Consider the following 9,856-nt stretch of genomic DNA (forward strand, 5'->3'; position numbering starts at 1 on the left):
CTCATCCCGGACGCGGCGGCTCGCCGTTCGCGTATGCGATGTCCCCCCCGGCGCTCCCGCCGCCGGTGACGAACTCGGTCACGCGCACGCAAATGTCGCCCGTCTCGCTGAGGCCGACGTCGTCCGCAAGCCGCGAGCGGATCAGTGCCTGCAGCCGTCGGCCGAACTCCACCGCGGAGCGGCCGACCGGCAGACGGCAGTGCAGCTCGATGCGGACGCGGTCGCCCTCGCGGGTCGCGGCGCAACGCACGGTCTGCACGCCCGGCAGCTCGCCGGCCAGCTGCACCACGTAGTCGCGCACCGCGCCCAGCCGGATCCGCACCTCGCCGCCGTCGGTCGGGTAGCGCAGCTCCTCCGCACCGGCCGGCCGGGTGCGCAGACTCATCGCGGCGAGCACTGCCAGCCCGGCCACCAGAATGCCGACGGGCGCCGCGGCCTCCGGCCGCCGCGCAATCCATCCATCCAGCCGCCGGTGCATGGGCCACGCCGCCGCGACCAGTAGATAGAGCCCTGCCGCGAGCGCGACCAGCCAGCAGAGCCCACCCAGCGTCCAACGCAGCGTTTTCACGGCGCAGTGTCGGGCGATGACGTCGCGGGCGCCGGGGTCTCCGGCAGCCGCACGCTCTGGACGATCACGTTCACGCTGCGCACCGGTTTGCCGGTCATCCGCTCCACATCCTCACGAATGCGGCTCTGGACCTCGAAGGCGACCTTCGGGATGCTCGCGCCGTACTCCACAACCAGCGCGACCTCGATGATCAGAGTGTTGTCCGCCACTTCCACCCGCACGCCGCGGTCGAGCGGTTTGCGACCGACCATGCCCGCGATGTCGTCCACCAACGAGCCGACGAGGTCCGCGACGCCCGCCACCTTCAGCGCCGCCTCGCGCGCGATCACCGCGATCACGCTGTTGTGGATCTGGATTTGGCCGAGGTCGTGCGTCTCCTCTGCGCGCTCCTCCGGGGGCGGATACATCGGGGGGCCGGCCGCGGGCGCCTCGCCGCTGTGGATTCGATCGCTTCTCATGGCTCACCTCCGCTTCCGGACTGACGGATCAGGAAGCTTTCCTGCATGAACGATTCCAAAAATGCGGTGTTGTAGTCGCCGCGCGCAAAGCGCGAGTCGCCGAGCACCGCCTGCCCGAGCGGGGCGGTGGTCGGCAGCCCCTCCAGCGTAAACTCCGCGAGCGCGCGGGAGAGCGTCGCAATCGCCTCCGCGCGCGTCGCGCCGACCGCGATGATCTTTGCGAGCAAGCTGTCGTAGTGCGGCGGCACGGTGTAGCCGCTGTAGATGTGGCTGTCGACCCGAACGCCGCGGCCGCCAGGGAAGTGCACAAACTCGACCACGCCCGGCGCCGGTGCGAAGTTCCGGTAGGGGTCCTCCGCGTTCACGCGGAACTCGATCGCGTGGCCGGAGGGTTCGATCTCGCGCCGGCCCAGCGAGAGCTTCTCGTCCGCCGCAATCAGGATCTGCTGCTTGATCAGGTCCACCCCGGTGATCTCCTCGGTGATCGGGTGTTCGACCTGGATCCGCGGGTTCATCTCCATGAAGTAGAACTCGTTTGTCTCCGCGTCGAACAGGAACTCGATGGTGCCCGCGCCGCGGTACTTCACAAACTCCGCCGCACGCACCGCCGCGCGGTGGATCCGCTTGCGCACGTCCGGGGAGAGCGCGGGGCTGGGCGCCTCCTCGATCACCTTCTGGTGCCGCCGCTGGATGCTGCAGTCGCGCTCGCCCAGGTGCATCACGTTGCCGTGGTGGTCGGCGAGGATCTGCACCTCGATGTGGCGCGCGTTTTCGACGTACCGCTCCAGATACACCGCCGCGTTCCCGAACGCGCGCTCCGCCTCCGCGCTCGCGGTCATAAACGACTGCGCGAGGCTCACGTCGTTGCGCGCGACGCGCATCCCCTTCCCGCCGCCGCCCGCCGCCGCCTTGATCACCACCGGGTAGCCGATCTTCCGCGCCACCTGCAGCGCCTCATCCTGACTGGTGACGACCCCCTCGCTGCCCGGCGTCACTGGCACGCCCGCCTTCTTCATCGTGCGCCGCGCCGCGGCCTTGTCGCCCATCGCGCGGATGTTTTCGGGGCTCGGACCGATGAACGCAATGTTGCAGCTGCGGCAGATCTCCGCGAAGTGCGCGTTCTCGGAAAGAAATCCGTAGCCGGGATGGATCGCGTCCACGTCCGCGACCTCCGCGGCGCTGATGATGTTGGCGATCTTCAGATAGCTCTCCGACGCGGGCGGCGGGCCGATGCAGATGGCGGTGTCCGCCATTTGCACGTGCAGCGCGTGCTCGTCCGCTTGCGAGTACACCGCGACCGTGCGGATGCCCATCTCGCGGCAGGCGCGGATCACCCGCACTGCGATCTCGCCGCGGTTCGCGATCAGAACGCGTTCAAACATGCAGCACCCCGCCCCTCACAGCGGCTCGATCTTGAACAGTGCCTGTCCGTACTGCACCGCGGTCGCGTTCTCGACCAGCACCTTCCGCACGATGCCGCGGCATTCCGCCTTGATCTCGTTCATCACCTTCATCGCTTCGATGATGCAGACGACCGTGTTCTCGTCCACCTCCTGGCCCACCGTCACGAACGGCTCCGCGTCCGGCGCCGGCGAACGGTAGAACGTGCCGACGATGGGCGCGGTGATCGTGTGCCACCGTTCCTCCTCCGCCTCCGGCGCCGGCGCCGCCACGGCCGCCGGTGGAACCGCCGCCGCTGCAGGCGTGGCCGCCGTGGCCGAGGCGGACGCCGGCGTCAGCGCGACGGCCGGCTCCGCACCGATGCGGCGGCGCACCTTCAACCGGAACCCCTGGTCCTCCACCTCGAACTCTGCGAGGTCGTTGTCGCGGATCATGTCCAGTATCTTGCGGATCTCCCGGATGTCCATCGTTCGCCTCCGTTCAGGCGGGCCCGGTCGCCCGCCGCGCCGTCAGCCAGGCCACCAGTCCGTCCAGCGCTAGCCGATAGCTCTCTCCACCGAAGCCCGCGACCACCCCGATGCAGGCGGGTGCGGTGAGACTGCGGCGCCGAAACCGCTCCGCCCGCGCCGCGGGGTGGCTCAGATGCACTTCCACGCACGGCAGCGCCGCCGCGCGCAGCGCATCGTAAAGTGCCACGCTCGTATGCGTGTAGGCGGCCGGATTGAAGAGGATGCCGTCAAACCGCCCCGGCGCCTCCCCGATCGCGGTCACCAGTTCCCCTTCGCAGTTGCTCTGCCGGAACTCAATCTCCACCTCAAGCTCCCTCGCGCGCGCTTCCAGCCGGCGCTGAATGTCGGCGAGCGTCTCCCGCCCGTACAGCTCCGGCTCGCGCCGGCCCAACAGGTTCAGATTGGGCCCGTTCAGCACCAGGATCTTCATTCGTATCGCCCCGCGGTCGGCGCTCAGCATAGCCGAGCGGGCGCGGCTGTCCAATCCGGAAAGCGAAGACCCGCCGGACCGCGCTTGCCCTCGCGCCGGCGGGTCTCCCCCTCAGGCCCTCAGCGCAGCCGACGTCGCAGCAGCAGCGCCGCAGCGACCATCCCGAGCAGCCCGAGCGTGGCCGGCTCCGGCACCACCGTCAGCGTCACGTCATCCGCGTAGCCCGGCAGCGTGCCGTAGTTGATCTGGAACTGGTTCGCGCCGGCGGTGAACGTCGTGCCGTCGGGCAGCCCGTTGAAGACGCTCGAATCGATCGTGCCCCAGTTCTCGATGATCGGGAACACAAAGCCGAGCGTGAGCGGGTTGGGCGCCAGCACCGACAACGTCGCGTTGTTCAGCGTCAGCTCGTACACGCCCGTCATCAGGATCTTGTCCCACTGGCCCGCGAGCGTGCCGAGCAGCTCCACCTCGAACGTCGAGCCGCTCTGGAAGGTGACGTCCCCGGTCATCGTCAGCGTGCCCGGGCTGGTGCCGGGCTTCACGATCGAGCCGCTTTCCGCGATCAGACCGCCCTGCAGCGTGCCGTTCCCCTGCAACGTCTGCCCGCTGGCCAGCCACAGCGTGCCGTCCGTGCGCGGCGTCACGTTCAGCGTCGCGCCCGCGTCAATCTGAATCGTATGCGCGTTGCGGATCGAGCCGGTGCCAGAGAGCGCCAGCACGCCGGTCATCACCCGCGCCAGCCCGCTGAACGAATTGCTCGCCAGTAGCGTCATCGTCGCCGGCCCGTCCTTCAGAATGCTCAGCGGCGCGGCCGGCTGGTCCTTCTCATACGGCGACCAGTACGTGCCGTCCCGGATCGTCGCGGAGATCGTCGCGTTCGTGTGCTGCACGATCCGGAAGCTACCCGGCTGCGTGCCCGCGTTCTCAATGAACGAGTTCGTCGTCAGGTCACTGCCGAAGTAGTCGGTGGTCAGGTTGTCGGCCTTGCCGTCGGTGAAGAGCGTACCGATCGTCACCTGGCTCCCAAACGCCTGCAGGTTCGCATCATGGCGCATCACCACCACCACGTTCGAGGAAATCGCGAGCGTGGGATTGCCGTCGTTGCGCCCGAACCGCACATAGGCCTGCTTGTCCGAGTCCTGCCCCGCCCACGCCACGTCCGTGCCCTGCCGATTGCCGAGCTCCAGCGTGCCGGTCCAGCCGGTGTTCGTCCCGCTCAGCGTCCAGACCATGCGGACCTTCAGGTTCGTCGGATTGTTCTGCGTGTTGGGCAGACCGCCCGGGGAATAGCTCTGCTCGATCGACACCCGGATCCGCTTGTTGATCCCGGTGATCGGTCCCTCCAACCACGCGTAGTTGCGCTCCTCAAAAGTATCGCCCCCGTCGCTCGCCCGTCCCCCGGAGATGTTTTCCTCCAGGCGATGCAGGCGCAGCTCCCGGAGATTGCCGAAATTGTCGAAGCCGGTCAGGTCCAGCCGCCCCGTGAAGCGCACCACGTCGTTGTAGTCCGGCCGGAAAACCCCCAACCGCGTATCATCGCTCTCCCCCACCACCCGAATGTTCTGCTTCACCACGGCCTCCCCGGCGAAGCCATCTGCATCTGTCCGGACATAGAAGGCCACCGTGCCGCGGTTGGTATTGGCGGGGAACCCGAGCACGTACTCGGACGCGTTCGGCAGCAGGTCGACATGCCGGGTCGCAAACTCGAATGTCCCGTCCTGAATCCGTACAGCGCCGGTGAAATCGGGGCTGAACCCGCGCACGGTGAGCCGCGCATTCCCCTCCTTCACCAGCGCACCTGTGCCTTCGAGATATCCGGCATCGGTGTTGAGGTTGAACTCGTCGCGGTCTACGAAGAACACCGCGTCGCCGAGGAAGTTGATCGGCGCGTTCCACCGCCACCCCTGGTAGGTTGTCGTGTCGCGATCCCACACCTCGATGCGCGCGCCCTGCTCGAGCGTCAACCAGTCGCGGAAATCGGTCGTCGAGGTGTACGGCCCGAGCGCGTTGCTGATGACCAGCGAACCACCGCTGCGAATGACGATGCCGTCATAGTACGAGTGGCTCGACCCAAACACCTGCTCGTTCGAGATGGCCACACGATCCACCACGATGGATCCGTTGCGAATGTCCACAAGCCCCTCGATCATGTTGACCACCGTGGTGATGGTGGGGCCGCTGCCGATGATCAGCGCGCCGGGGCCGGTCTTGATCAGATCACCATGACCGTTGTTTTGCAGGACCGCGGTGGTCCCGAAGATGTTCGTCTCCGACCGGATGCTGCCCTCGAAACGCGCCGCCTGACCGGCCCCGACCCAGATCGTGCCGCCGTCCCCGCCGAGCTCGACCGCGTTGGTCAGGAAGTTGATCGAGGACAGCACCTGCAGAACACCGCCGCGCAGCCCGAGCACGTTCGTGCCAATCACCGTCGACGCGCCCAACTGTGAAAGCGCGCTGACCGCCAGCACGCCACCGTTGAGGAAGACGCGGCCCGAGAACGTATTCGCGCTGGAGAGCCAGGTCGTCGATATTCCGGAGTGCGTGAGGTGCACCGGACCTGTGATCGCCGCGGAAATGTTGAACCCGTACGGCGCATAGTTGTGAATGATCAGCTCGTTCACCTCGCCGGAGCTGCTGGTAAGGAAGCCGTTGCCAATACCCTGCGGTCCGCCGAAGCCGTCGCTCGAGCCTCGCGTCACGAGAATGCCGCGGTCCGCGATGCGCAGCGAGCTCCCGCCCAGATCCAGCGTGGTGAACAGGTTCGTGTCAAACCGCAGCGACCCGACCACGTCCGACGGCAGCAGCCCGGGGCTTCCGTTGCGCACATCGGTGTGGTAGCTCGGCGACCCGTACGCGTCCACCGAATAGCCGGTGTAGGGCACCAGATTCGTGCCGCCCGGCGCGGTAGCCGCCCACGAGAGCATCTGGAAGTCGTTCGAACTGAACACCGCCCACGACGACACACGCGTGTTCGCGTTGGTCCCGAAGAAGATGACGCCGCCACCGCCGCTGGTGAAGTCATAGTTGAAGTGCACCGTACCGCCCCAATCCCGCACCAGCGAGGCGCCGAGGAAGTTTGCCACCTGCAGCACGTTGGACTGACCGGGACCGGCCGGCCGCACGCGGATCACCGAATCGCCGGACATCACCCAGAGGTTGCTGTTCAGGATCTCGCTCGACAGGCTATTGGAGACGCTCCCGAAGAGCGTCACATCGCCGCCCCCAAGCACCAGCTGCGCACCGCTGTCGCGCGTTCGGCGATGAGTGGTCGCCGCGCCGGCCTCCGGCCGCCGGTCGAGCACCAGCTCGCCACCCAGCAGCACAAATCCAAAAATGTCGTTCGCCTCGCTATAGGCACTGTCGTTCGGCCCCTGCAACCAGACCTGGCCGTTGCCGACCTTCACCAGGCGCGACGCCGCACTCCCGCGCAACGTCTGCACGATGTTCACCCGGCCGACGCTCGCGGTGCCGGCCGCGGAATCCCATCCGTTGTGCGAGAAGACGTTGAACGTACGGTCGAAGGTGATCCGGTTGTCCTGGGTGGAGGGGCTACCATCGTTCCAGAAGTTGCCGATTGTCACCGTCTTGTTCTGCGGGCCGAAGTGCTCCAGCCCGATCATCAAGGTGTTGTTGGTCACGTCGGTCGCCACCGTCCACCGCTCAGCGTTGAAGATCTGGCCGTCCCGCGTCAGCAATAGCGTTGCACTGCCGCCAGCGTCAGTGCCCGGCCCGCCGAGCTGGAAGCCGCTCATCCCATTCGCAAAGTCCGACCGTTCCAAAGCGGTCTGATCCCAGAAGACCCCTTCGCCCAAAGTCGGATCGCCGAGGAACCGGAGCGCACCCTGCTCGTGATACACACGGCCGGTGACGCGGAACGGACGGTAAACATTGATCGCAAACTCGTCACCGAAACTCGAAAGCGCAGGACCATCAAAGCGGACTCGGAGCGCAACATTTTCGTGCGAGATCCGGTTCGTAATATCGCCAGGGCCCAGCCGGTCAAAGGTCGCACCCGTCGTATCTTGCGGCTGGGGAACTCCGCCCACGAAGCGGTCGCCGATGTAGCCTTTCAGGTTGAGAATGCCGCTCGAGCCGCTGAAGGTCAGTCGAATCGGATCGAAGAGCCAAATGTCGGGATTCGCGTTCGTCGCGACCGCGGCAATGTCGCCGGCGATCGTCAGCGCGGCGTTCTGGGAAGCGTTGCCCGCGAGGATCTGAGGGTCTTGGATAATCGTGCCCACCTCATCAACGTTCGCAATCACAATCCGGCCATTCCACTGGTTGTGCTGGGTCTCGCCGACCAGCGCGGGATGCCCATATGGCATCGGGGGGATCCGCAGCTCCGCGGCGTTGAACGATCCGCCAAAGTTCAGGTACAACTGTCCGCCGGCGCTCACGACGACCTGCGTCGCGCCGCCCAACGCCGCCGGATGCCGAGCGTACAGCAAGCCTCGCGCGATGTTCACCGTGCCGCTGATCGCGTTGGCCTTGTACAACACCAGCGGGTTCTCGCCACCTTTCGTCAGTCCGTTCCGCGCCTCAATCACACTCGCGATGTAAAGCCCGTGACCACTGGCGACCTGGACGATCGCTTCCCGGTTGTTGTTCGTGCCGTCGAGATCAATCGTGCCACGCCAGAACCAGCTGTCCGTTCCCGCGGCATCATCGCCGCTCGCGCTGCGGGTGTCCCGGCCAGCCAGCAACATGCCCGACTCGAGCGTCAGCTTCGCACCATGATCCAGCAGCACGGAATTGCCCGCCCAGACCGTCCCGCCCTCGTTCGTCGCAATGCCAAGGCGCAGCGAGTTCCACGTGACGTCGCCCACAATCCGATTCTTAATCATGTTCAGCGAACCGAGGACCCCGTTGGTGGAGGTGTCCAACAGCACCCGGGTCGCCCGCCAGGCAAGGTTCACGTTCGCGTCGGTCGGCGCGTCGGCCTGCGAGATGACCAGGAAATTCGTCGCACGTCCGCCGAGGTGGACCATCTCATCGTGCCGTAGCGTCCGCAGACGGTTGCCGTCCATCGTCGTGAACTGGTCGGCGCGCGTCGGCGTAAGCGCCACCGGATCGTTCGCCGGATTGTCATGAAATGCAATGTCGCTCGCATCGCCCCCAAACACGCCCACCACGAGCGACCGGTTCACCGCCCCGACACCGCCGCCCGAGCCCACCTGCAAGAGCGAGGCGCCGGCATCCGCAAGATTCACGCTCACCACCCCCGGCCCCGCATTGGTCGCCAGCGCCCCCTCCCGCACATCCTTCACGTGCAATTGCACGATCGAGCCGGGCTGACGAACGAGGTTCGCCGCGTTCAGCGTCATGGGCTGATTTGCGGAGTCGTTCAAATCGAACACAAGAAACAATGTGCCGAGAAAATTCGTGACACCACCAATCGTTTCGCTACTGGGCGCGCTCGCGTTGCCGCGCATCTCCAGGCGCCCCCATCCGCGGTTGAGGACATAGAAGTCGTCCGGCAGGCGGTTGCCGAGATTGACGTCCTGGTTGTCCAGATACAGGCTGCCAATCCGCAGAAAACGGACACCCTCGGCGTCGGTCAACTGGCCGTTCAGACGGAGCGCCACCGCACCGTAGCGACCGCGGCCAAGATCGAACTCGCGGACGATGTTGATCGGTCCCTGGAAATCGTTCGTCGCCAGGAGGAGCATCTCCCCCGAACCAAGCTTCGTGAAGCCACCCGGCCCCGTCAGCGGTCCAGCCCAGACCTGTTGGCGCACGTTGTTGGTGAGTAAGGTACCCTGCGTTTCGTTCCAAATCCACACTTCACTCGCGTCGCCATTGAGCGTCCAAGTGCCGGTGAACACGGCGAGATGGTTGGTCCAATTTGCGCGGAACGCGAGGGTGTCCAGCGGCCGCGAAAACGTTCGGAATGAGCCTTTATTCAGCGTAACGTTGTACCCGTGGAGGAACAACGCGGCTTCGTTGGTACGGTTGTCGCCGGAGATCTGCCAGTAGGGGACCGCGGTTCGGTCGAGACTGCCTCCCTCGCCCACATTCGTCTGAGTCTGGATCGGGTGCCATTCGCCGCGGTCGAGTACGCCCGGCGCAACGCCCACCACGATGTTGGTGATCGTCGGGCGCATGAGCCACAGCCCTTCCAGCTCGTTGATCACGCGGCCGCTGCGGACATAGAAGTTGTTCACGTTGGTGACGATTCGCTGAATGTACAGCGCACCGGCCTCCGCCTTCACCACGTCATTGCCCATGCCGTCGAGCGCGCGGGAGTTCGTCGTGCCCCCATGCAGGCGCATGTCCTGCCACATGTCAATGTACAGGCCCTGCGGATCGGCAACGCGAATCCCGGTATTGATGAAGTCGGCGCTGTTGCCGATGTTGTAGTGCCAGCCGGGGACGCTCGGCATGTGAAGGTCGCCCGAGCCGTGCGAAAGCAACGCCCGGCGACCGTCACCCGTATCGAAGGTCAACCACGCGCTCGTTGAATCGTTGAGACCACGCAGTTGCACTCCGC

General features: G+C 66.0%; 6 protein-coding genes. All 6 read right to left on the bottom strand.

The window, feature by feature from the left end; all coding sequences use genetic code 11:
• Position 1: 1 nt before the first annotated feature.
• A complete protein-coding gene (locus N2652_00135; protein ID MCX7817620.1) occupies positions 2-568 on the bottom strand; it encodes an alkaline shock response membrane anchor protein AmaP in 567 nt (188 codons plus the stop codon).
• Positions 565-1,026: an Asp23/Gls24 family envelope stress response protein gene (locus N2652_00140; GenBank protein MCX7817621.1), complete on the bottom strand. Its 462-nt coding sequence runs from the start codon at positions 1,024-1,026 to the stop codon at positions 565-567. The genes N2652_00135 and N2652_00140 overlap by 4 nt, the downstream gene beginning before the upstream one ends.
• Complete coding sequence (accC, locus tag N2652_00145; GenBank protein ID MCX7817622.1) at positions 1,023-2,408, bottom strand: acetyl-CoA carboxylase biotin carboxylase subunit; 1,386 nt, start codon at positions 2,406-2,408, stop codon at positions 1,023-1,025. Before accC ends, N2652_00140 begins: the two co-directional genes overlap by 4 nt.
• 15 nt (positions 2,409-2,423) lie before the next feature.
• On the bottom strand, positions 2,424-2,894 hold the full coding sequence (accB, locus tag N2652_00150; GenBank protein ID MCX7817623.1) for an acetyl-CoA carboxylase biotin carboxyl carrier protein: 471 nt from the start codon (positions 2,892-2,894) through the stop codon (positions 2,424-2,426).
• A 13-nt stretch (positions 2,895-2,907) separates the two neighbouring features.
• Positions 2,908-3,366: a type II 3-dehydroquinate dehydratase gene (gene aroQ, locus N2652_00155; GenBank protein MCX7817624.1), complete on the bottom strand. Its 459-nt coding sequence runs from the start codon at positions 3,364-3,366 to the stop codon at positions 2,908-2,910.
• A gap of 119 nt (positions 3,367-3,485) precedes the next feature.
• Positions 3,486-9,812, bottom strand: coding sequence for a PEP-CTERM sorting domain-containing protein (locus N2652_00160; protein ID MCX7817625.1), 6,327 nt, complete (start codon positions 9,810-9,812; stop codon positions 3,486-3,488).
• Between the last annotated feature and the right edge of the window lie 44 nt (positions 9,813-9,856).

Source organism: Kiritimatiellia bacterium (assembly GCA_026417735.1).
GTDB lineage: Bacteria > Verrucomicrobiota > Kiritimatiellia > PWTM01 > PWTM01 > CAACVY01.